Origin of the sequence: Roseovarius sp. THAF9, from assembly GCF_009363715.1 — a bacterium.
Taxonomy (GTDB): domain Bacteria; phylum Pseudomonadota; class Alphaproteobacteria; order Rhodobacterales; family Rhodobacteraceae; genus Roseovarius.
In genome coordinates this window covers 632,552-655,261 of sequence record NZ_CP045404.1, presented here as the reverse complement: position 1 = coordinate 655,261, position 22,710 = coordinate 632,552, and the positions used below count along the sequence as shown (strand labels likewise).

Annotated in this window: 17 protein-coding genes and 1 tRNA gene; 1 reads left to right on the top strand and 17 read right to left on the bottom strand. The window is 62.6% G+C overall.

Features of this window, described 5'->3' with window-relative positions; genetic code table 11:
• Positions 1 to 110: 110 nt before the first annotated feature.
• The 4 genes from rpoC to rplJ form a co-directional block, all read right to left on the bottom strand.
• Positions 111 to 4,352, bottom strand: coding sequence for a DNA-directed RNA polymerase subunit beta' (gene rpoC / locus FIU86_RS03245; RefSeq protein WP_152473765.1), 4,242 nt, complete (start codon positions 4,350 to 4,352; stop codon positions 111 to 113).
• Positions 4,353 to 4,444: 92 nt separating this feature from the next.
• Entirely contained in the window at positions 4,445 to 8,611 is a 4,167-nt protein-coding gene (gene rpoB / locus FIU86_RS03240; RefSeq protein ID WP_152473764.1) for a DNA-directed RNA polymerase subunit beta, read from the bottom strand.
• Between the two features lie 273 nt (positions 8,612 to 8,884).
• Positions 8,885 to 9,265, bottom strand: coding sequence for a 50S ribosomal protein L7/L12 (gene rplL, locus FIU86_RS03235; protein WP_103762105.1), 381 nt, complete (start codon positions 9,263 to 9,265; stop codon positions 8,885 to 8,887).
• A gap of 73 nt (positions 9,266 to 9,338) precedes the next feature.
• Positions 9,339 to 9,857 (bottom strand): 50S ribosomal protein L10, encoded by a 519-nt coding sequence (gene rplJ, locus FIU86_RS03230; RefSeq protein ID WP_152473763.1) that lies wholly within the window; start codon positions 9,855 to 9,857, stop codon positions 9,339 to 9,341.
• 437 nt (positions 9,858 to 10,294) lie between these two features.
• Here rplJ and FIU86_RS03225 point away from each other — a divergent pair, with 437 nt between their 5' ends.
• Entirely contained in the window at positions 10,295 to 11,023 is a 729-nt protein-coding gene (locus FIU86_RS03225) for an NAD(P)H-dependent oxidoreductase (RefSeq protein ID WP_152473762.1), read from the top strand.
• A gap of 87 nt (positions 11,024 to 11,110) precedes the next feature.
• Here FIU86_RS03225 and rplA read toward each other — a convergent pair whose 3' ends face one another.
• The 13 genes from rplA to FIU86_RS03160 all read right to left on the bottom strand — a co-directional run bounded on the left by rplA (position 11,111) and on the right by FIU86_RS03160 (position 22,638).
• A complete protein-coding gene (gene rplA / locus FIU86_RS03220; RefSeq protein ID WP_152473761.1) occupies positions 11,111 to 11,809 on the bottom strand; it encodes a 50S ribosomal protein L1 in 699 nt (232 codons plus the stop codon).
• Between the two features lies 1 nt (position 11,810).
• Positions 11,811 to 12,236, bottom strand: coding sequence for a 50S ribosomal protein L11 (rplK, locus tag FIU86_RS03215; protein ID WP_152473760.1), 426 nt, complete (start codon positions 12,234 to 12,236; stop codon positions 11,811 to 11,813).
• A 187-nt stretch (positions 12,237 to 12,423) separates the two neighbouring features.
• Positions 12,424 to 13,899: a tetratricopeptide repeat protein gene (locus tag FIU86_RS03210; RefSeq protein ID WP_152473759.1), complete on the bottom strand. Its 1,476-nt coding sequence runs from the start codon at positions 13,897 to 13,899 to the stop codon at positions 12,424 to 12,426.
• Positions 13,900 to 14,004: 105 nt separating this feature from the next.
• Positions 14,005 to 14,538 carry a transcription termination/antitermination protein NusG gene (nusG, locus tag FIU86_RS03205; RefSeq protein ID WP_152473758.1) on the bottom strand — a complete coding sequence of 178 codons (534 nt, stop codon included), beginning with the start codon at positions 14,536 to 14,538 and terminating at the stop codon, positions 14,005 to 14,007.
• Positions 14,539 to 14,729: 191 nt separating this feature from the next.
• Positions 14,730 to 14,927, bottom strand: coding sequence for a preprotein translocase subunit SecE (gene secE, locus FIU86_RS03200; RefSeq protein ID WP_057796846.1), 198 nt, complete (start codon positions 14,925 to 14,927; stop codon positions 14,730 to 14,732).
• A gap of 133 nt (positions 14,928 to 15,060) precedes the next feature.
• Positions 15,061 to 15,963: a hypothetical protein gene (locus tag FIU86_RS03195; protein WP_152473757.1), complete on the bottom strand. Its 903-nt coding sequence runs from the start codon at positions 15,961 to 15,963 to the stop codon at positions 15,061 to 15,063.
• Between the two features lie 213 nt (positions 15,964 to 16,176).
• A complete protein-coding gene (locus tag FIU86_RS03190) occupies positions 16,177 to 17,178 on the bottom strand; it encodes a PleD family two-component system response regulator (RefSeq protein WP_152473756.1) in 1,002 nt (333 codons plus the stop codon).
• Between the two features lie 174 nt (positions 17,179 to 17,352).
• Positions 17,353 to 17,428 (bottom strand) — tRNA-Trp (locus tag FIU86_RS03185).
• Positions 17,429 to 17,520: 92 nt separating this feature from the next.
• Positions 17,521 to 18,759: a CoA transferase gene (locus FIU86_RS03180; RefSeq protein ID WP_152473755.1), complete on the bottom strand. Its 1,239-nt coding sequence runs from the start codon at positions 18,757 to 18,759 to the stop codon at positions 17,521 to 17,523.
• On the bottom strand, positions 18,756 to 19,610 hold the full coding sequence (locus FIU86_RS03175; protein WP_254703992.1) for a MaoC family dehydratase N-terminal domain-containing protein: 855 nt from the start codon (positions 19,608 to 19,610) through the stop codon (positions 18,756 to 18,758). The genes FIU86_RS03180 and FIU86_RS03175 overlap by 4 nt, the downstream gene beginning before the upstream one ends.
• 255 nt (positions 19,611 to 19,865) lie before the next feature.
• A complete protein-coding gene (locus tag FIU86_RS03170; protein ID WP_152473754.1) occupies positions 19,866 to 20,522 on the bottom strand; it encodes a CatB-related O-acetyltransferase in 657 nt (218 codons plus the stop codon).
• A gap of 111 nt (positions 20,523 to 20,633) precedes the next feature.
• A complete protein-coding gene (gene tuf / locus FIU86_RS03165; protein ID WP_152473753.1) occupies positions 20,634 to 21,809 on the bottom strand; it encodes an elongation factor Tu in 1,176 nt (391 codons plus the stop codon).
• Positions 21,810 to 21,969: 160 nt separating this feature from the next.
• Positions 21,970 to 22,638 (bottom strand): hypothetical protein, encoded by a 669-nt coding sequence (locus FIU86_RS03160; RefSeq protein WP_172977413.1) that lies wholly within the window; start codon positions 22,636 to 22,638, stop codon positions 21,970 to 21,972.
• Between the last annotated feature and the right edge of the window lie 72 nt (positions 22,639 to 22,710).

Genomic DNA, 22,710 nt, shown 5'->3' with positions numbered 1-22,710 from the left:
CACCATGTCGAAAACCGATGGAGGTTGAAAGCCCGACCAAGCAACCGGCACCCCTGAAACGAAAAAGGCCCCGCCAGTGACGGGGCCCTTCTCAATTCTGGTGCGCGAGATCAGTCCTCGCGGCTCTCCGGCGTTTCGACCAGCGTGTCGAACTCGTCGCCACCGACCACGTCGTCCACCGGGGCGGCCAGCGCGGCGGCCGCTTCGGCCTCCTCGCGACGCGCCTCGATCACCACGTTGTCACGCTGCTGCGCGATCTGGCGCATGTTCAGCGTGGCACCGCCTGTGCCGGCCGGGATCAGACGACCCACGATGACGTTTTCCTTCAGGCCGACCAGCTTGTCGCGCTTGCCCTGAACCGAGGCTTCGGTCAGGACCCGCGTCGTCTCCTGGAACGAGGCCGCCGAGATGAAGCTGCGGGTCTGCAAGCTCGCCTTGGTGATCCCCAGAAGGATCGGCTCGCCCTGAGCCGGACGCTTGCCCCGCGCAATCGCCTTCTCGTTGGCCGCGTCGAACTCTGCCTTGTCGACATGCTCGCCCTTCAGAAGCGTGGTTTCACCGGAATCCTGGATCTCCCACTTCTGAAGCATCTGGCGCACGACAACCTCGATGTGCTTGTCGTTGATCTTCACACCTTGCAGGCGATAGACGTCCTGGACCTCGTCGATCATGTAGTCGGCCAGCGCCTCGACACCCATGATCGACAGGATGTCATGCGGCGCCGGGTTGCCGTCCATGATGTAGTCGCCCTTCTGGACATAGTCACCTTCCTGAACCGGAATGTGCTTGCCCTTGGGCACCATGTACTCGACCGGCTCCATCGACTCGTCGGCAGGCTCGATGCTGATACGGCGCTTGTTCTTGTAGTCGCGACCGTAACGGACATACCCGTCGATCTCGGCGATGACGGCGTGGTCCTTCGGACGACGCGCCTCGAACAACTCGGCCACACGCGGCAGACCACCGGTGATGTCCTTGGTCTTGGCGCCTTCCCGCGGAATACGCGCAACCACGTCACCCGCATGCACTTCCTGACCTTCTTCGATGGACAGGATCGCATCCACCGACATCGGATAGGTCACCGGGTTGCCCGCATCGTTGCGGACCGGCTCGCCATCCTTGTCGGCGATCAGGATCTCGGGCTTCAGTTCGTTGCCCTTGGGCGCGGCGCGCCAGTCGGACACGATCTTCTGCGTCATGCCGGTGGCATCATCGGTCACGTCACGCACCGACACACCCACGGTCAGGTCGACGAACTTCGCCGTACCGCTCTTCTCGGCGAGGATCGGCAGGGTATACGGATCCCACTCGAACAGCTTGTCGCCCCGCGCCACGCTGTCGCCTTCCTTGACGAACAGCTTGGTGCCATATCCCACCTTGTGGCTGGCGAGTTCGACATCCTTCTCGCCCTTGATCACCAGCTTCATGTTCCGGCCCATGACAAGTGTCTCGCCGCTGGAGTTTTCCAGCGTCTGGGCGTTTTCGAACGCGATGGTGCCGCCTTGGCTGGCTTCGAGGAAGGACTGCTGACCACCTTGGGCCACGCCACCGATGTGGAAGGTCCGCATCGTCAGCTGCGTACCCGGCTCGCCGATCGACTGCGCCGCGATGATGCCCACGGCCTCGCCGGTGTTCACCATCGTACCGCGCGCCAGGTCACGACCATAGCACATCGCGCAGACGCCATCTTCGGCCTCGCAGGTCAGCGGGCTGCGGATGCGTGCGGTCTGCACGGCGGCCTGATCGACAGCGTCCGACAGACGTTCGTCAATCAGCTGGCCTTCGGCCACGATCACCTCGCCCGACACCGGGTTCACGATGTCCTCGGCCGCGACACGGCCCAACACACGTTCGGCCAGCGACGCCACGATCTCACCGTCGTTGACGGCAGGTTCCGCAGTGATCGCGCGGTCGGTCCCGCAATCATGCTCGCGCACGATGCAGTCCTGTGCCACGTCGACCAGGCGGCGGGTCAGGTAACCCGAGTTCGCCGTCTTCAACGCGGTGTCCGACAGACCTTTCCGCGCGCCGTGGGTCGAGTTGAAGTATTCAAGAACGGTCAGACCTTCCTTGAAGTTCGAGATGATCGGCGTCTCGATGATGTCGCCGTTCGGCTTGGCCATCAGGCCCCGCATACCGCCCAGCTGTTTCATCTGCGTGACCGAGCCCCGGGCACCCGAGTGCGCCATCATGTAGACGCTGTTGGGTTCCGCGACAGCACCGCTCTCGTCCTTCACCTCGGCCGAGATGGAGCCCATCATAGCCTCGGTGACCTGGTCGTTACATTTCGACCAAGCGTCGACAACTTTGTTGTACTTCTCGCCCTGGGTGATCAGGCCGTCCATGTACTGCTGTTCAAAGCCTTTGACCTGCTCACGGGTTTCTTCCACGATGCCCCACTTGCCATCCGGGATCACCATGTCGTCCTTGCCGAACGAGATGCCGGCGCGGAACGCTTCCTTGAAGCCCATGCTCATGATCTGGTCACAGAAGATGACCGACTCTTTCTGACCGCAATAGCGATAGACGGTATCGATGACCTGCTGCACCTCTTTCTTGCGCAGCAGCTTGTTGACCAGCTCGAATGGCGCCTTGGCGTTCATCGGCAGCAAGCCCCCGATGCGCACCCGGCCCGGCGTGGTCTCGAAGCGTTGGATCACCTCCTGCCCGGTCTCATCGATCTGGGGCAGACGTGCGGTGATCTTGGCGTGCAGGTGCACCTCGCCGGAATCCAGCGCGTGCTGCACCTCGTCGACCGAGGCAAAGCTCATACCTTCGCCCTTCATGCCTTCGCGCATGATCGAGGTATAGTAGAGACCCAGAACCATGTCCTGCGACGGCACGATGATCGGTGCGCCGTTGGCGGGCGACAGAACATTGTTCGTCGACATCATCAGAACCCGCGCTTCCAGCTGCGCCTCAAGGCTCAGCGGCACGTGCACGGCCATCTGGTCACCGTCGAAGTCGGCGTTGAAGGCCGAACACACCAGCGGGTGAAGCTGAATCGCCTTGCCTTCGATCAGCGTGGGCTCGAACGCCTGGATGCCCAGACGGTGCAGCGTCGGCGCACGGTTCAGCATGACCGGGTGCTCGCGGATCACCTCGTCCAGGATATCCCAGACTTCGGGGCGCTCTTTTTCCACCAGCTTCTTCGCCTGCTTCACGGTGCTGCTAAGCCCCTTGGCCTCCAGCCGCGAATAGATGAACGGCTTGAACAGCTCCAGCGCCATCTTCTTGGGCAGGCCGCACTGGTGCAGCTTCAGTTCCGGCCCGGTCACGATGACCGACCGGCCCGAGAAGTCGACGCGCTTGCCCAGAAGGTTCTGGCGGAAGCGGCCCTGCTTGCCTTTCAGCATGTCACTGAGCGATTTCAGCGGTCGCTTGTTGGCGCCCGTGATCACGCGGCCACGACGACCATTGTCAAACAGAGCGTCCACGGACTCTTGCAGCATCCGCTTTTCGTTCCGCACAATGATATCGGGCGCGCGCAGCTCGATCAGCCGCTTCAGGCGGTTGTTCCGGTTGATCACACGGCGATAGAGGTCGTTCAGGTCCGACGTCGCAAACCGCCCACCGTCCAGCGGCACCAGCGGGCGCAGTTCCGGCGGAATGACCGGGATGACCGTCATCACCATCCATTCCGGGCGGTTGCCGGATTCGATGAAGCTCTCGACCACTTTCAGACGCTTGATGATCTTCTTCGGTCTCAGCTCGCCGGTGGCCTCGGCAAGGTCGGCGCGCAGGTTCTCGGCCTCGGATTCAAGGTCGATATTCGCCAGCATGTCGCGGATCGCCTCGGCGCCGATATTTGCGGTGAAGGCATCCATGCCATACGCGTCCTGCGCATCCATGAATTCCTCTTCCGTCAGCATCTGGCCATAGGTCAGGTCGGTCAGCCCCGGCTCGATCACCACGTAGTTCTCGAAGTAAAGCACGCGCTCCAGATCGCGCAGCGTCATGTCCAGCATCAGGCCGATGCGGCTGGGCAGCGACTTCAGGAACCAGATATGCGCGCAAGGCGCCGCCAGTTCGATATGGCCCATCCGTTCGCGGCGGACCTTTTGCAGAGTGACTTCCACACCGCATTTCTCGCAGACGACACCGCGATACTTCATGCGCTTGTACTTGCCGCACAGGCACTCGTAGTCCTTGATCGGGCCGAAGATGCGCGCGCAGAACAGGCCGTCACGCTCGGGTTTGAACGTGCGGTAGTTGATGGTCTCCGGCTTCTTGATCTCGCCATACGACCAAGACAGGATGCGTTCCGGGCTGGCCAGCGACACCTTGATTTCGTCGAACACCTTCGCCGGTGCGGCGGGGTTGAACGGGTTGTTTGTCAGTTCTTGGTTCATTTCGAATTCCTAAAAAAGAGGAGCGTAGGAGGAGGCGGCGCGTGAGTTATACCCACCCTACGAATTGCCCGTAGGGTGGGTGACAACCCACGTTATTCCGCCGCGATGTCGGAAGACGGGTCTTCTTCGTCATCCTCCGCGTCCAACAGCTCCATATTCAGGCCCAGGCCACGGACTTCCTTCACGAGCACGTTGAAGCTCTCCGGCACACCGGCCTCGAAGTTGTCCTCGCCCTTGACGATCGACTCGTAGACCTTGGTCCGGCCTGCAACGTCGTCCGACTTGACGGTCAGCATCTCCTGCAGGGTGTAGGCGGCACCGTACGCTTCCAGCGCCCAGACCTCCATCTCCCCGAAACGCTGGCCACCGAACTGCGCCTTGCCGCCCAGCGGTTGCTGGGTCACGAGGCTGTACGGCCCGGTCGAGCGCGCGTGGATCTTGTCGTCCACCAGGTGGTGCAGCTTGAGCAGGTACTTGACGCCCACGGTCACAGGACGCGCAAACTGCTCGCCCGTACGTCCGTCGAACAGGACCGACTGGCCACTGTCGTCGAACCCGGCGCGTTTCAGCGCGTCGTTCACGTCAGGCTCCTTCGCGCCGTCGAAGACCGGCGTCGCGATCGGAACACCGCGCGTGACGTTGCCTGCCGCCTCGATCAGCGCCGCCTCGTCCATGTTGGCGATGCCCTCGTCATAGACATCGTCGCCATAGGCGTGGTGCATCGCCTCGCGCACAGGGGTCAAGTCGCCAGTGCGGCGATAGTCCTGCAGCGCCTCGTCGATCTTGATGCCAAGACCGCGTGCGGCCCAGCCCATATGGGTCTCAAGGATCTGACCGACGTTCATCCGGGATGGAACGCCCAGCGGGTTGAGGCAGAAGTCGACCGGCGTGCCGTCCGACAGGAACGGCATGTCCTCCATCGGCACAACCTTGGAGATGACGCCCTTGTTGCCATGACGGCCGGCCATCTTGTCACCCGGCTGAAGCTTGCGCTTCACGGCGATGAAGACCTTGACCATCTTCATCACACCCGGCGGCAGGTCGTCGCCACGGCGCACCTTCTCGACCTTGTCCTCGAAACGGGCATCAAGGGTGCGTTTCTGCGCCTCGTACTGCTCGTTCAGGGCCTCGACAATCTGTGCGTCCTTCTCGTCCTTCAGGGCAAGCTGCCACCATTGGCCACGGCTCAGCGTGTCCAGCAATTCCTCGGTGATTTCCGAGTTCGCCTTGACGCCTTTGGGCCCTTTCACGGCGGTCTTGCCGAGGATCAGCGATTTCAGACGGGCATAGATGTTGCGATCCAGGATCGCCAGCTCGTCGTCCCGGTCGCGCGCCAGGCGCTCGACCTCTTCCCGCTCGATCTGCAGCGCACGCTCATCTTTTTCGACGCCGTGGCGGTTGAAGACCCGCACTTCCACGACCGTGCCGTAATCGCCCGGCTTCACCCGCAGCGAGGTGTCGCGCACGTCCGACGCTTTCTCACCAAAGATGGCGCGGAGCAGTTTTTCCTCCGGCGTCATCGGGCTTTCACCCTTCGGCGTGATCTTACCCACGAGGATATCGCCCGGCTCCACGTCGGCACCGATATAGACGATGCCCGCCTCGTCGAGGTTGCGCAGGGCTTCCTCGCCGACGTTCGGGATGTCACGGGTGATCTCTTCCGGTCCCAGTTTGGTGTCGCGGGCGGCCACTTCGAATTCCTCGATGTGGATCGAGGTGAACACGTCGTCCCGCGCGATCCGCTCGGAAATCAGGATCGAGTCCTCGAAGTTGTAGCCGTTCCACGGCATGAACGCGACCAGCACGTTCTTGCCCAGCGCCAGTTCACCCAGGTCGGTCGACGGACCATCAGCGACAACCTCGCCTTTCTGCACCGTATCGCCCACCTTCACCAGAGGCTGCTGGTTGATACAGGTGTTCTGGTTCGACCGCTGGAACTTGCGCATCCGATAGATGTCCACGCCCGGGTCGCCGATCTCCAGATCTTCCGTCGCCCGGATCACGATCCGGCTTGCGTCCACCTGGTCGATCACACCGGCCCGGCGCGCCAGAACCGACGCACCCGAGTCGCGGGCCACGACGCCCTCGATCCCGGTGCCGACCAGCGGCGCCTCGGAGCGCAGCGTCGGAACCGCCTGCCGTTGCATGTTCGACCCCATCAGAGCGCGGTTGGCGTCGTCGTTTTCCAGGAACGGAATCAGAGAGGCCGCAACCGACACCAGCTGTTTCGGGCTGACGTCGATCAGGTCCACGTGATCCACCGGGGCCAGCATGTATTCGCCGGATTGCCGCGTGTTGACCATCTCGTTGACGAACTTGCCCGCATCATCCAGCGTCGCGTTGGCCTGCGCCACGGTGTGGCGCATTTCCTCGGTTGCCGACATGTAGGTCACGTCGTCGGTCACCTGCCCGCCCTCGACCTTGCGGTAGGGCGTTTCGATGAAGCCGTACTTGTTGACACGCGCAAACGTGGCAAGGCTGTTGATCAGACCGATGTTCGGGCCTTCCGGCGTCTCGATCGGGCACATCCGGCCATAGTGGGTCGGGTGAACGTCGCGCACTTCGAAGCCCGCGCGCTCGCGCGTCAGACCACCCGGTCCAAGCGCCGACAAGCGGCGTTTGTGCGTCACTTCCGACAGCGGGTTGGTCTGGTCCATGAACTGGCTGAGCTGCGACGAGCCGAAGAACTCGCGCACCGCAGCGGCGGCCGGTTTCGCGTTGATCAGGTCCTGCGGCATCACCGTGTCGATCTCGACCGACGACATGCGTTCCTTGATCGCGCGCTCCATCCGCAGCAGGCCGACGCGGTACTGGTTTTCCATCAGTTCACCGACCGAGCGGACCCGGCGGTTCCCGAGGTGGTCGATATCGTCGATATCGCCCTTGCCGTCGCGCAGTTCCACCAGTGCTTTGACACAGGCCACGATGTCCGACCGGTCCAGCGTGCGCTGCGTGTCCGGCTTGTCGAGGTTCAGGCGCATGTTCATCTTCACCCGGCCCACGGCGCTCAGATCATAGCGCTCGGAATCGAAGAACAGCGTGTCGAAGAGCGCGCTTGCGGCCTCCTCGGTGGGCGGCTCGCCCGGGCGCATGACGCGGTAGATGTCCATGAGCGCGGTTTCGCGGTTCATGTTCTTGTCCTGCGCCATGGTATTGCGCATGTACGGACCAACATTGATGTTGTCGATGTCCAGCACCGGGATATCGGTGACACCCGCCTCGATCAGTTCCTGCACGGTGCCGCCGATGATCTCGCCATCCTTGTCACGCTCGATCGTCAGCTCGTCACCGGCCTCGACATAGATCGCGCCGGTTTCCTCGTTGATGATGTCGCGCGCCACGAACTTGCCCGCGATCTGCTCGTAAGGAACCAGCAGCTCGGTGACTTCGCCTTCGTCGATCAGCTTCTTGACCGCGCGCGGCGTGACCTTCTTGCCCGCCTCGGCGATCACTTCGCCGGACTTGGCGTCGACAAGGTCATAGGTCGGGCGCGTGCCGCGCACACGCTCGGGGAAGAACTTGGTGGCCCAGCCCTTTTTCTTCTTAAGCTTGTAATCGACCGTATCGTAATAGGCCGTCATGATGTCTTCCTGGTCCAGCCCCAGCGCATACAGCAGGGTCGTCACAGGCAGTTTGCGGCGGCGGTCGATCCGGGCGAACACGATGTCCTTGGCGTCGAACTCGAAGTCCAGCCAGCTGCCGCGATAGGGAATGATGCGGCAGGCGAACAGCAGTTTGCCGGACGAGTGCGTCTTGCCCTTGTCATGGTCGAAGAACACGCCGGGCGAACGGTGCATCTGGGACACGATCACGCGCTCGGTGCCGTTCACCACGAAGGTGCCGTTGGGCGTCATCAGGGGCATGTCGCCCATGAACACGTCCTGTTCCTTGATGTCCTTCACGGACTTCGCGCCGGTATCCTCGTCCACATCGAACACGATCAGACGCAGCGTCACCTTCAACGGGGCACTGTACGTCATGTCGCGCTGCATGCATTCCTCGACGTCGTATTTCGGCTTTTCCAGCTCGTAATCGACGAATTCGAGAACCGCGGTCTCGTTGAAATCCTTGATCGGGAACACCGACTGGAAGACGCCCTTGATGCCTTCGCCGTCCATGGGCTCGGGCTGGTCGCCGGATTTCAGGAAAAGATCATACGAGGATTTCTGCACCTCGATGAGGTTCGGCATCTCCAGAACTTCACGGATTTTGCCATAATATTTACGAAGACGTTTCTGGCCAAGAAAGCTTTGCGCCATGTGACAAGTCACCTTTCATTTCTCACCGGTCCTGCGCGCTGTCGGGCCACAGCGGCAGAGCCACCCGAGAGAGGCGGGAACGATCCATTCTTGGTCCCAATCCCACAAGGGACCACCCGATCGTTGAACCTCGCCTGAGAGAGGGTCTCGCCCGAACGTGTCGCGGCGCGGCGCAAGGCCCTCTCTGAGACAGGTTCGGCTGGACCGGGATTTCACCCGATCCAGCCTTCATTCACGCGATCCGAGCCCGGAAAATCGCCCGGGCCGACAGGATCACTTGAGTTCGACTTCGGCGCCAGCTGCTTCCAGCTTGCCCTTGATGTCGTCTGCTTCGGCCTTGTCGACGCCTTCCTTGACGGCTTTGCCGCCGGCTTCGACCAGGTCTTTCGCTTCCTTGAGGCCCAGGCCGGTGATGGCGCGGACTTCTTTGATCACGTTGATCTTGGAGGCACCGGCCGACTTCAGGATGACGTCGAATTCGGTTTGCTCTTCGGCCGCGTCGCCGCCGCCTGCATCCGCCGGGCCCGCCATCATGACAGCGCCGCCGGAAGCGGGCTCGATGCCGTACTCGTCTTTCAGGATGGTTTTCAGTTCTTGTGCTTCGAGAAGCGTCAGACCAACGATCTCTTCAGCAAGTTTTTTCAGATCAGCCATTTTTCAGCTCTTTCCGTTCTAAGATGTGTTCCAACGTCGGTATTGCAACCCGATACGCAGGACTTGCAGTTGCTTACGCTGCTTCCGCCTTCTCTTCGATGGTCGAAAGGATGCTCGCGATGTTGCTTGCAGGTGCGCCGATCGCACCGGCGATGTTCGAAGCGGGTGCGCCAATCATGCCGGCGATGGTGGAGATAAGCTCCTCGCGCGACGGCAGTTTCGACGTGGCTTCGACACCGGCCCGGTCCAGGGCCGTCTCACCCATGGCGCCACCAAGGATTTCAAACTTCTTGTTGTCCTTGGCGAAACCTTCCGCGACCTTGGCTGCTGCCACTGGGTCTTCGGAAAAGGTGAGCACGGTCATGCCCGAGAGGTAATCCGCAATGCTTGCGCACGGCTTGCCCTCAAGGGCGATCTTTGCGAGCCTGTTCTTGGCAACGCGAACAGATGCTTCGGCCTCACGCGCACGGGCGCGCAGGTCTTGCATCTCCGCAACTGTAAGGCCTTCGTAGTGGGCAACCACAACGACGCCAGAGCTTTCGAAGATCTGGCCGAGTTCGTCGACCACTTTCTCTTTCTGGGCTCTATCCACAGTTTCACTCCAAATTTGGGGGTGTCCCCCGGCTCAGTACCACCGGGCCACTCACGACCCGGCAAAGGGTCCGCTAACGGGGCTGAGCCAGCCGGGGCACGCCTTGATACCAAGGAGAACCTCGAGAATTCTGGTCTTTCCCGTCTCAGGCAGGATTTATGACCGGCATATCCCGGTCACCCACCGTCTCGGACGAAACACAAATGGCCCGACGAATCGAGCCATACGTGCAAGGCCGGTTTCTATGCCGCATGGCGGCAAATGCCAAGGGGGAATTTCATCGCCTGCCTGCACAGGCGGCAATGCGCGAACTAAAAGAACGATCCGACGCTAATCGACGCACAGTCTGCCACGACGCGGCATCTTCCGCAAGTCTGGACCTGCGCAGGCCCGGCGTCTAGCTGTAACAGGGCATAGCCCTGCCAACGAGATCTCCAATGCACAGCCATATCGTCCACGCCCATCCCGAGCCCACCTCTTACAATGCCTCGCTGACACGCATGGCGCAGGCGACATTGGGCGCGGGCGGTGACACCGTCTCGGTCAGCGACCTTGGCGCCGAAGGTTTCGACCCGGTCGAACGCGCTGAGCATTATTCCAACCGTGCCGATCCGGAAGCCTTCGCCGCCCTCAACGAACAGCGCAACGCGTGGAAGACCAACACCATCCCCGACGACGTGGCCCGCGAAATCAAGCGGCTGGAGCGTGCCGACCTCGTCATTCTGCAATTCCCGCTGTGGTGGCACGGCCCCCCGGCGGTTCTGAAAGGCTGGATGGACCGCGTCTTCATGAGCGGCGGGCTCTATACCAGCCGGATGCGCTATGACACCGGGTATTTCCGCGGCAAGCGCGCGATGGTCTCGATCACCACCGGCGCGCCCGAACAGGCCTTCGGCCCCGGCAGCCGCGGCGGCGATTTCGACGTGATGCTCTGGCCGGTGCAGTATTCGCTGCACTACATGGGCTTTACCGTCCTGCCGCCCTTCATTTCCTACGGGGTGCAAGGGCATGGCTACAGCTACGAAGGCAAGGGCAGCTTGGAAGCACGGCTTAAGGACAACCTCGACGCCTGGAGCCAACGCCTGTCCAACCTCGACAGCGACACAGCCCTGCGTTTCCCCGGCTGGGACGATTGGGACGAAGCCGGTGCCGCGGCCTGCGGCTGAGGACAGCCTCGGGCGCCAAAACGCCCGCCGAACGAAAAAAGCCCCCGAAAACCTCGGGGGCCTTATCAATCTCGCAACGTGTCCGGCTTACTCGGTCACGGCGCTTTCGATCGCGATGCTGACGCCCGGACCCATGGTCGAGCTCAGCGCAACCTTCTTCATGTAGGTGCCCTTCGCGCCGGCGGGCTTCGCCTTTTGCACGGCATCGATGAAGGCGCGGACGTTCTCGACCAGCTTGCCTTCGTCAAAAGACGCCTTGCCGATCCCTGCGTGCACCACACCGGCCTTTTCGACCTTGAACTGCACTTCACCGCCCTTGGCGGCTTTCACGGCATCTGCCACGTCCATCGTCACCGTGCCGACCTTGGGGTTCGGCATCAGGTTGCGCGGGCCCAGCACCTTGCCCAGACGGCCCACGATGGGCATCATGTCCGGGGTCGCGATGCAGCGGTCAAAGTTGATCTCGCCGCCCTGGATGGTTTCCATCAGGTCTTCGGCGCCGACGATATCGGCCCCGGCTTCCTGGGCTTCCTCGGCCTTGGGGCCACGGGCGAAGACGGCAACGCGCACGTCCTTGCCGGTGCCGTTCGGCAGGCCGACGACGCCACGGACCATCTGGTCGGCGTGGCGCGGGTTGACACCCAGATTCACGGCGATCTCGACTGTCTCGTCGAATTTCGCGCTGGCGTGGTTCTTGACCAGTGCGACAGCCTCTTCGACCGTCACGTTGTGCTTTTCGGCGAATGCTTCGCGAGCGGCGCGGGTACGTTTTCCAAGTTTCGCCATCTTACTTCACCTCGATGCCCATGGACCGCGCGGACCCTGCGATGATCTTCATCGCGGATTCGACGTCGTTCGCGTTCAGGTCTTTCCACTTGGCTTCCGCGATCTCGCGCAGCTGCTTGGGGCTCACCGTGGCAACGCTTTCGCGACCCGGGGTCTTGGAGCCCGATTTCAGCTTGGCGGCCTTTTTCAGGTAGTACGACGCCGGCGGCGTCTTGATGTCCATTTCAAAGGACTTGTCCTGATAATAGGTGATCACTGTCGGGCACGGTGCACCGGGCTCCATTTCCTGCGTCTTGGCGTTGAACGCCTTGCAGAACTCCATGATGTTGATGCCGCGCTGACCCAGCGCCGGACCAACCGGCGGGGACGGGTTCGCTTGTCCGGCAGGCACCTGAAGCTTCATGGTGCCAGCAAGTTTCTTGGCCATTGGCCTTCTCCTTTTCAAACAGCCTAGGGACGCGTCCCTCGGCCTATGTTGATGTGGTCAGGTTTGAGCGGTCGCGACCGCCGCGCCTCCCACATGGAATGCACCCCGGCCCGATCCGGGCAAAGGTACGAGGGCGCCGCGTACACCCTCTTCCGGAGTTTGACAAGCCCCCGCCTGACTTGTCGGCCTATTCTTCGCGGCAATACTGCGCGTTCAGCGCGCAGGCCCGTTCCCGGTATATGGCCGCCTCTTCCGGCGCCCGTGCCTCTTGCAACTGTGCCATGTTGCGGCAGCCAAGCGCGACCTCGTTGTTGCACGCAATCACGTAGTACCGCGCCGCCTGCCCCGTATCCGCTGCAACGCCGCGCCCATGCTCGTACGAATCGCCAAGATTGTTACAGGCGATCCACGTGCGCAGCTCGCAGCCGCGCTGGTGGTACCAAACCGCCTGACGCTTCGTCTCCGGCGTGCCACGGTCCAGCTTCAGGATGTTGCCCAGCACAAGACAGCCCATGCCCTCCGACAGCGCGCAGGATGCCCAGGCATAGCGCGCGGCCTCTGCCAAGTCCTTGCCTGCGCGCGCCAGCGTCGCCATATCCGCGCAGCCCCGCACCCAACCCATTTGACAGATGTCCTTCAGTTCCGTGCGAAATGCCGTCATCCGCGCGATATCCGCGTCGGTCGACGGGTTGACTGTCACCGGTGCAAAACTCTTGACCGCGGAATAGTGGCAGGCGCTGAAATCCCCTTCGGCACAGGCCTTCTTCATGGCCAGCAAACTGTCTGTCGGCCTCCAGTAGGTTTCGTGGTTGATCTCGTCGCATCCACGGCGGAACCCGCCGCGACACGCCCGCACGTAATATTGCTGCGCCCGCTTCCAGCTCTCCATGACGGCCTGCCCCTCGTCATAGGCCAATCCGGCGTTGTAGCATCCCACCGGATTGCCCAACTCACAGGCTTTCTCGGCATCCCAAAGCGCATAGCGCTGCTTGTTTTCCACCTCGTCCGGAAACCCGGGATCGAACACGGCGTACTCCTCGGCGCCGTCGTAGCTCTGTATGTAAGACAACAGCGCACAGGCCCGCGCCGCCTCTTCGACGTCGCACAGCCGGCGCAACTGATCGAACCAGATCGCCCGGTCCGGCGCCACCTGCGGCACCAGCACGTTCAGTCGTGACTGCGAGATGCACGCCGTCAAATCACCGGTCTCGCATGCCTTTGCCTGTTCGTAATAGAACGCCTCATAGGAGGGGCCGGAATATCCCATCAGGGAAAAATTCAGATCCGACAGAAGCGCGCAGGCAAACCCGTCCCCCGCATCGCAGCCGGACGCGAACAGCGCGTAGACCTCGGGCGTATCCAGTCCGTCCCGCAGTTGCAGAAGCGATGCATAATCCGTGCAGGCCTCGGTGGTTCCAGCGTCGCAACGCGCCTTTGCATCGGTGATCGCCGCATCCCGCAGGCGATCAAATGTTTTTGGCGTCATATTGGCATCGTTGTAATGCGGATGGTTTGCCACCATCGCCGCACAAGCCGCCTCGTCGCCCGCCTTGCAGTCGTATTCCGCCAATTGCCGCTCTGTCGCGCTCATGCGGGCGTCGGCCACGCCCGCGCCCCAAACCAGGGCCGAAAGAATCACCACACAAAGCCGCGCCCACGTCATCACGAATACTCCGCAGAGGTCAGAACCGCGTTCAGTCTCCTCCAACGAAAACGACCGCGCAATATGCACGGCCGTGAGTTCGTCTGTTTGTTGGATTGGCCTGTCTCAGCCCTGCTTGGTCACCTGTGTGAATTCCAGCTCGACCGGGGTTTCGCGACCAAAGATCGACACCGTCACCTTCAGGCGCTGGTTGTCGTCGTCCACTTCCTCGACCATGCCGTCGAAATCCTCGAACGGGCCGTCGTTGACCTTGACCTTCTCACCCACCTCGAAGCTGACCAGCAGTTTCGGCGCATCCTCGCCTTCCTGCACGCGGTTCAGGATCTGGTTCACCTCCGCGTCGCGCATCGGCATCGGTCGCCCCTGCGGCCCGAGAAAGCCGGTGACACGGTTGATCGAGTTGATCAGGTGATAGCCTTGGTCGGACATCTCCATATGCACCAGCACGTAACCGGGCATGAAGCGCCGCTCGGCGGTGACCTTTTTGCCCCGGCGCACCTCGATGACCTCTTCGGTCGGCACCAGAACCTCGTCGATATCTTCTTCAAGGCCCTGTTCGGCCACGGATTGCCGGATCTGCTCTGCGATCTTCTTTTCGAAATTGGAAAGAACGCTGACCGAATACCACCGTTTCGCCATGCTGAGCACCATCCCTATTTGCCCGGGCCCTGCCCGTGAAGTTCATATTCCGAAGGGCCTTTCCGGCCCAAACCACCTTCCAGAAACAAATCAGCGCGCGGGCTCGAATCGCCGCGCGCTGCTGGAAGTGTCGGGTCAGTTACCGCTCTTTGCCCTTCATTTCAAGGCTCAAGCGTCAAAATTCGCGCGGCTCAGCCGAAGAGGCCAAGCAGACCTTCCAGGCCGCTGCGGATCGCCAGGTCGACCAGCGCAAAGAAAACCGCCGTCAGCGCCGCCATGATGAACACCATGACCGTGGTCAGCAGAACCTCGCGCCGTGTCGGCCAGACGACCTTGGCGACTTCCGCGCGGACCTGCTGAATGAACTGAAGCGGATTTGTAACGGCCATCGGTGCGCGACTTTCTTCGTTGGAAACCTCGTGACGCGCGACATACGCCGCACGCAGCACGAATTCAAGAGCCGAGACCGCCTGCGACGATCCCGGCGCAGGTGCTGTGGCCTTCCCGCCCCTCGGCAGGCCGTCAGGTCTGGCGCGCCTCAGCGGCCAGCCGGTCGAACGGATCGGGCCTGTCGTCGTCGGACTGATCCGCCCCCGAGAAATCCGGCAGCGCCAGCCGCTCGGCCCAGGAGTCCGGCAGCCAGTCCAGCACCCGATCGAACTTTTCGGCAAACCGGTCGGCCCGCTGCCGTATCCGCTCGGCCAGTTCCGGCTTGCGGGCATGCAGCCTTTGCCACGCCCCGCCGATGATCTCACCCCAACGGTCGGGTCCAAGTGTCAGATAGGCGATCAGCACAAGCCACACCAGCAACAGCGCCACCAGCGGCACCATCAACGGGCGATACAACACCAGCGCCGCGACAACGGCCCAGGCGATGTGCTTTTTCGTCGGACGGTAGCTGCGCAGCGACACCGGCAAGTATTGAGCCAAACGCGCGGGTCGCAATGCTGACTTGTACGGCGCGGGCGCCGCTTTGGTCTCCGGAGTCGATTGGTGAGCCTCCGGAACGGTTTGCCGTCGAGCCCCGGCGATCCGCGACCGCGGTAGCGAAAGTCGTTTCAGCGGCAGGCTGGGCATCCGCAGCCTTGGCAGGCGCAGCAATCCCCGGCGACGCGCTGTCTCTTCTGGCACCACCGCCCGCTCGGCCTTCAGAATCTGCGCAATCGATTCCCGCGCCGATTCACGCTGTTCTTCGGGCTCCTCGGCATCACGGGTAAACACCTCTTCCTGCGGCACGATATCGGGCAGCCGCTCGGGCATTGTGCGGCGCTTCTCCTCGATCAGAAGCTGCCGGACCAGGTTATCTGCGTTATTTTCGGTATCCTGCGGATCCTCCGCATCCACCGCCGGCGTCCCCGGCAGTTCCTCGCTGCGGATGTAAAGATCGTTCCGAAGCGCCGGACGGCGCGTATCTGTCATGGTCATGGCAGCACTCATTAACGTTCCACGCCCCCACGCGGTGACCGCATCGCGTCCCTTCCCCAAGGGTCCGCATCGCGATTCATGGTGATGCTAGGGCTGAAATGAGGCCAAAAAATGACGATACCGGGGCGGGAAATAGGCGGAAACAGCCCAGGGTTGAGCGCCGCCCGCCCCGCACCTTTGTGCAGAGCAGGATGCGCATTGATTACCGAAAGGTCACCCGGCCTTGCTCCTGGCGCCGCTGCTTCGGGGGAAAATCCTGTCATGCATCTTCGAAATCGATGGCAACACCATGTCCTCGCTCGACCCAAGACCGCCGACGAAGCGCCGGATCAGGCCAATGGCGGCATCGGGTTCCAACATCCGCTTGTTCGACAATGCCGCCACGTTCAGTTCCAGTTCGCCGGGCGACAGTACATTGTGCGCGGCCTCATAGGCCCGGAACGCGTCCCGGATACGCGCCTGCAACAGGTTCGGCACGATATGGTTGCGCACCAAGATGAGGCAGACGAACTTGCCGAACCCCACATAGGAAAGTGAGGCACCGCTGGCCGGAAGGGTCTTCCCGATGATCTTTGCCACTGCCTCAACAATATCCAGGAAATCGCCCTGACCCAACCGCGCGCCCAGCTTCTCGATTCCGTCGATCTCGATCGATAGAAGGGTCATCGCATAGGTCCCCTCGCTCAGCCTCAGCAGCCTGTTTTCCAGCTGGAAGTAGTCGCGCATGTTGGGGACACCCGAATAGGTGATCCGCATCGAGGGATCGAACTGCCTCGCTTCGGGCGACGTCCGCAGCGCGGCCGTCAGCGCAGAGCGGCTCTCGGCCTCGCTCTTCAGCGTCTCGACAAGCAGCATCGCAATCTGGATGCGCACCCGCAGGTCGATCTGCTCGATGGGCTTCATCATGTAATCCGTCGCCCCGGCATCGAAGGCCTCGTGCATGTGCTGCTTGGCCGCGGCCGAGGTGATCATGATGATCGGCGCGATCCGGTACTCCGCCATTTCGCGGATCCTCGAACACAACTCGATTCCATCCATTCCGCCCATCTTGATGTCCAGCAGAAAGCAATCGAACGGATCGTCCCTCGCGGCGATGACCTCCAGCGCCTCTTCGCCCGATGACGCCGTGGTGACATCGTTGAATCCCATCTCTTTCAGGTGTTCCGCAAGCAGCGCAATGATGATGTCTTCATCGTCCACGACCATGATTTTCATGGAGTACGTCCCTTCATTCGCAATTATTGTCACTTCGGATACAATTGAAGGGCGAATGGGGAAACTTTGCGACGCCTCAGGGTTAATTTCGTGTTAGCTTTCGCCTGTCACGACGACGCCCTCAAAGCGACCAGCGCGGCGCAGTGTGGAAAAGTTTGCAAAAAGAAGAAGGGTTGGCAGGGGCAGCAGGGCTCGAACCCGCGACCTACGGTTTTGGAGACCGTCGCTCTACCAGCTGAGCTATACCCCTAAGGCCGACGCCTCAGGTACGGCACATGGGCGGCGGAATCAAGTCCCCTTTCCCGCCGCCCGCACGGATTTTTTCGCGCCGCGCCGGCGCCCTCAGGCGGCGGATTTCTTGCGATAGTCCGGGCTCGCCACGATCCCGTCGTCGAAGAGCTTGGAAATTTCCGTATCGCTCAGCCGTGCGACGTCGCCCAGCACCTCCTCGGTGTGCGCGCCCAGCGCCGGCGCCGGCGCGGGCCGCACGCGGCCATGGCTGCCGAATTCGGCCGGATGCCCCGGCACCGGGAACCGGCCCATCCCGGGCTGCTCCGTCATCGAGAACATCGGGTTCGCCTCGCCGAAATCCGGATCCTCTTGCACGGCCTCCCGCGTGCTGCGGAAAACGGACCACGTCAAGCCCATCGCGTTGAAGTCCCCGGCGAAGTCCTCGATCCGCCGTTCCGCGAACCACGGCGCCAGGATCGCGGTGATCTCGTGGCGCAGCGTCCAGCGCACGCCCTCGTCACTCATGTCCACCTTGTACCGCTTGGCCAGCATCGTCATCTGGTCGCCGGTGCCCGTGGCCTTGACCAGCCCCTCCCATTGCCGATGGGTCAGCCCGATCACCATCACGCGCCCGCCGCAGGCACAAACGAAATCCTGCCCATATGCGCCGTAAAGCGCATTGCCCGACTTGCCCCGCTCGTTGTCGTTCAGGTGCACATCGCCAACCATTCCCAGATGCGCCATCGTCGCCGCCGCCACGTCCTTCAGGGTCAGGACAACCTCCTGCCCCGCACCGTGGCGCAGCCTGTGCCGCTCGGCCGCCAGCAGGCTGGACACCGCGAGGTTGCCGGCGATCAGATCCCATGCGGGCAGCGCGCTGGCCACCGGATCCTCGTGCCCCTCGGGACCAGTCATATTCGGCACGCCGATAGACGGGTTCACCGTGTAATCCACCTGCGGCCGCCCCTCTCGGTCGCCCAGCAGGCTGACCATCACCAGATCTTTGCGCCGCTTGCTCAGGGTCGCGTAATCCATCCAGCCCCGGACCCGCAGGTTGGTCAGGAACAGCCCCGCATCCGGCCCCGGCGCAGTGATGATCCGGCTGATCAACTCGCGGCCCTCGCGCGACCGCATGTTCACCGCGACGGATTTCTTGCCCTTGTTCAGCCCCGCCCAGAACAGGCTCTGCCCGTCCGGCGCCAGCGGCCAACGCCCGAAATCCAGCCCACCTTCCAACCGGTCGAAGCGGATCACCTCGGCGCCCATCTGCGCCAGTGTCATCCCCGCCAGCGGCACCGCGACGAACGCGGACCCCTCGACGACACGCATGCCTTTCAGGATCTTGTTCATGTGGTTTCCTCCCATGTGGCGGTGGCCTGCATGCATTGATGCCCGGCCTGTCCAGTATGTAATGTCAGCCCGCGCGCCTCCTCCGACGCGCAGGCGGCAATCGTCATCTCCCCGCTTTCCCCGGGGATCAGCAGCATCGGATGCACGCCCCTGAAGGCGAAACTCTCAGGCGCCCGCCCCTTCACGTCCGTTGCCGCTCGCATCAGCCACACGGCCTGCATCGGCCCGTGAACGACAAGGCCCGGGTAATGCTCGACCTCTTGCGCATAGGGCAGATCGTAGTGAATGCGATGCGCGTTGAAGGTGATGGCCGAAAACCGGAACAGCAGCGCCTCGTTGACAGGCTGGGTCCAGCGTCCGACCGTCTCCTCCGGCATCGGCTGTCTCAAAGGCGGGCGAAATTCGGTCGGCAGGTCCAGGTATACGATATCCTGCCGCTCCTCGATCGCCACCGCGCCCTCCGCGCTCAACTGATGATCGACCGAAACGAAGACCATGCGCCCGGTGTTGCCGGCCTTCTCGGTCACGCCCGCAATGGTCGATCGGCTGTTAAACGGCACACCAACGCGCAGCGGCGCGCCGAAACACAGCTTGCCTCCGGCCCACATCCGGCGTCCCAACGGCACCGGCGGCAGGAACCCTCCCAGCTTCGGGTGCCCGTCCGTTGCCAGCTCGTCCAATGGGCAGACGGGCGGGAAAGCGCACCAGTGCCAGAGCGGCGGCATCGCCTCGCCCATCTTCGGCGCGTCACGTGCCGGATCGCCGATGGTCGCATGGATCTGTGCGGCCTGTGCCGGGGCGATCACGCCTTCGCGCGTCTCCGTTCGTCCTTCCCATGCCGACAGGTTCACTTGGTCCAAGGCGTGCTCCTCCATCCTGAAAGGATCGCGCCGCCCTAAAAAAATGTCAATATTTCAACACCTTAACGGAATACAACGGTATGCCACGCCGATGCTGCAACCGCAGAAACGCGGCCTATAGATTGATTTCACAACAGTTTCCCACACCGCTGCGGCCTGCCACCTCTTCCAGAACAGTGCGAAACGGCCTTACCGGGGCTCGGCCCGCTCTGTGGCGGATTGCCTCATGGGGTTCGACAATCGCCGCTACGGCGCGGCTCGCTCCAGCGCATTCATGTCCGCGCCGCAGATCGCCGCCTCGTGCTTCAGGATGCGGTCTATGGGCCAGTCCCACCACGCCAGCGCATTCAGTTGGGCGATGGTCTCCGCGTCAAAGCGCATCTTCACCACCCGCCCCGGGTTGCCGGCCACAACGGCGTAATCCGGCACGTCACCGCGCACCACCGCCCCAGCGCTGACGATCACGCCATTGCCCAGCCGTGCCCCCGGCAGGATCCGTGCATCCTTGCCCAACCAAACGTCATGCCCCAGCACCGTGTCCGGCCCGGACCACTCCGGCAGGCTCGGCCGGTTCGCGGCCGTGGCATGGTCGAACACGGCAAAGGGAAAGGTCGAGAACCCGTCGCGACGGTGGTTTGCCGACGCGGTGATGAAAACCACCCCATCCGCGATCTGACAGAACTTGCCGAGAACAAGCTTCTCGTCCGAGACGGGAAACAGATATGGCGCAAGATGCGTCGCCCAGTCGTCGGGCGGATGCGTGGCACTGGCATAGCTGTAATCGCCCACGATGAACCGCGGATGCTCGATCACGGTCTTCAGGAATACGGTCCCCGCATGGGCACTCCCATCGGGCAGGATCAGCGGGTTGCGCGTGTCGGGGTCGGGAAAGGGATGTGTCATATGCCTTGATCTCACCCCAGCCCGAAAAAGAAAAGGGCGCCCGTTCTGGACGCCCTTCCAAATTTTTCCGAGAGATCCAAGACCTTGCCCGGGATGACGCTTTGCCTCAGATCACTCGACGATCTTTGACACGACGCCGGCGCCGACGGTGCGGCCGCCTTCGCGAATGGCGAAGCGCAGGCCGTCTTCCATCGCGATCGGCGCGATCAGCTCGACCTCGAACTTCAGGTTGTCACCCGGCATCACCATCTCCGTGCCCTCGGGCAGCGTCACCGTGCCCGTCACGTCCGTCGTGCGGAAGTAGAACTGCGGACGGTAGTTGGCGAAGAACGGCGTGTGACGGCCACCCTCTTCCTTGGTCAGGATGTACGCCTCGGCCTCGAACTTCGTGTGCGGCGTCACCGAACCCGGCTTGCACAGCACCTGGCCGCGCTCGACGGCATCACGCTCGATACCGCGCAGAAGCAGACCCACGTTGTCGCCGGCCTCGCCCTGGTCCAGAAGCTTGCGGAACATCTCGACGCCCGTGCAGGTCGTCTTCTTGTTCTTGTTCAGGCCCACGATCTCCATCTCTTCGCCGACCTTGATCAGGCCACGCTCGATCCGGCCCGTGGCAACCGTGCCGCGGCCGGAGATCGAGAACACGTCCTCGACCGGCATCAGGAACGGCTGGTCCACGGCGCGCTCGGGCGTCGGGATGTAGTCGTCGACCGCCGCCATCAGCTCGCGGATCTTCTCTTCGCCGATCTCGGGGTTGTTGCCTTCCATCGCCGCAAGCGCCGAGCCCGCGATGATCGGAATGTCGTCGCCCGGGAAGTCGTACGAGCTCAGAAGCTCGCGCACTTCCATCTCGACCAGCTCCAGCAGCTCCTCGTCATCGACCTGGTCGACCTTGTTGAGGAACACTACCAGCGCGGGAACACCCACCTGGCGCGCCAGCAGGATGTGCTCGCGGGTCTGCGGCATCGGGCCGTCGGCCGCGTTCACCACCAGGATCGCGCCGTCCATCTGGGCGGCACCCGTGATCATGTTCTTGACGTAGTCGGCGTGGCCGGGGCAGTCGACGTGCGCGTAGTGACGGTTCTCGGTCTCGTATTCCACGTGCGCGGTCGAGATCGTGATCCCGCGCGCTTTCTCTTCCGGCGCACCGTCGATCTGGTCATACGCGCGGAAGTCACCGAAATACTTCGTGATCGCCGCCGTCAGCGTCGTCTTGCCGTGGTCAACGTGACCAACGGTCCCGATGTTCACGTGCGGTTTCGAACGGTCAAACTTTTCCTTTGCCATCTCGTGGGCGCCTTATCCTATTGGGGGCCTGTCGCGGCCCGAATTGCTACTGGCCGCGGATTTATTGGCTTCAACCGGGAAAATCAAGCGGTTCATGCGTCTTTCCGACGCCCATGCGGACCGGAGTGACGCCGCCACGGCCAAGGGGCTGGAGCGCTTCCTATTCCGCCCCCTGCGCTTGGGCCTTTTTCAACGCCGCCTTGTCCGCCGCCTGCATCCGCTCTTCTTCCGAGGCCGCCGCCCGCGCTTGCGCCGCGCGAGCCCTGGCCTTGGACCGGGCCGGCCGGCCATCATCCTCGAACCAGCCTTCGGCATTGTTCTGCCGCACCAGCCAGTTCTCGATCAGCTTGGCCGCTTTCTGTGTCAACACCTGCATCTGCTCTTCGGCCGTCCGCGTCAGGCCAGAGCCCACGACCGTATCCCCCGACAGGCTTTCGATCACGGTGATCAGTTCCGGCGTCTCGTTCAGCCGCGCTTGTACCGCGTCGTCCCACGCCGTGACCTTCAGCACCAGCACCGACTTCGGCGCCGCCACTACCGGGATGCCCGCGCGCGCCAGAACATAGGCCTCAAGCGTGATCCCTAGGTGATAAAGCCGCGTGCCTTCCTGCCGCGAGAACCGTTCGTCCACGGCCTTTCTCATCGCCACGATCCACGCCGCCTTGCTGGCCTCGCGCGACAGCGGCCCTTTCTGCAGATTGGGCGCCGCCACCACGTTATGCCCAAGATGGAAATTGCCGAGGTAGACCGGCGCATCATCTAGGTCGTCCACCCGTGTGCAGGCCGCCACGCCGGCAATCATCAACCCCAAAGCCAGTATTCGCAGCATCCCCGCCCCCCGGATCCGTCCCATTTCAGCGTTAGCAAGACTGCCCGGCGCTGGCAATTCCCGCCCTGCCCC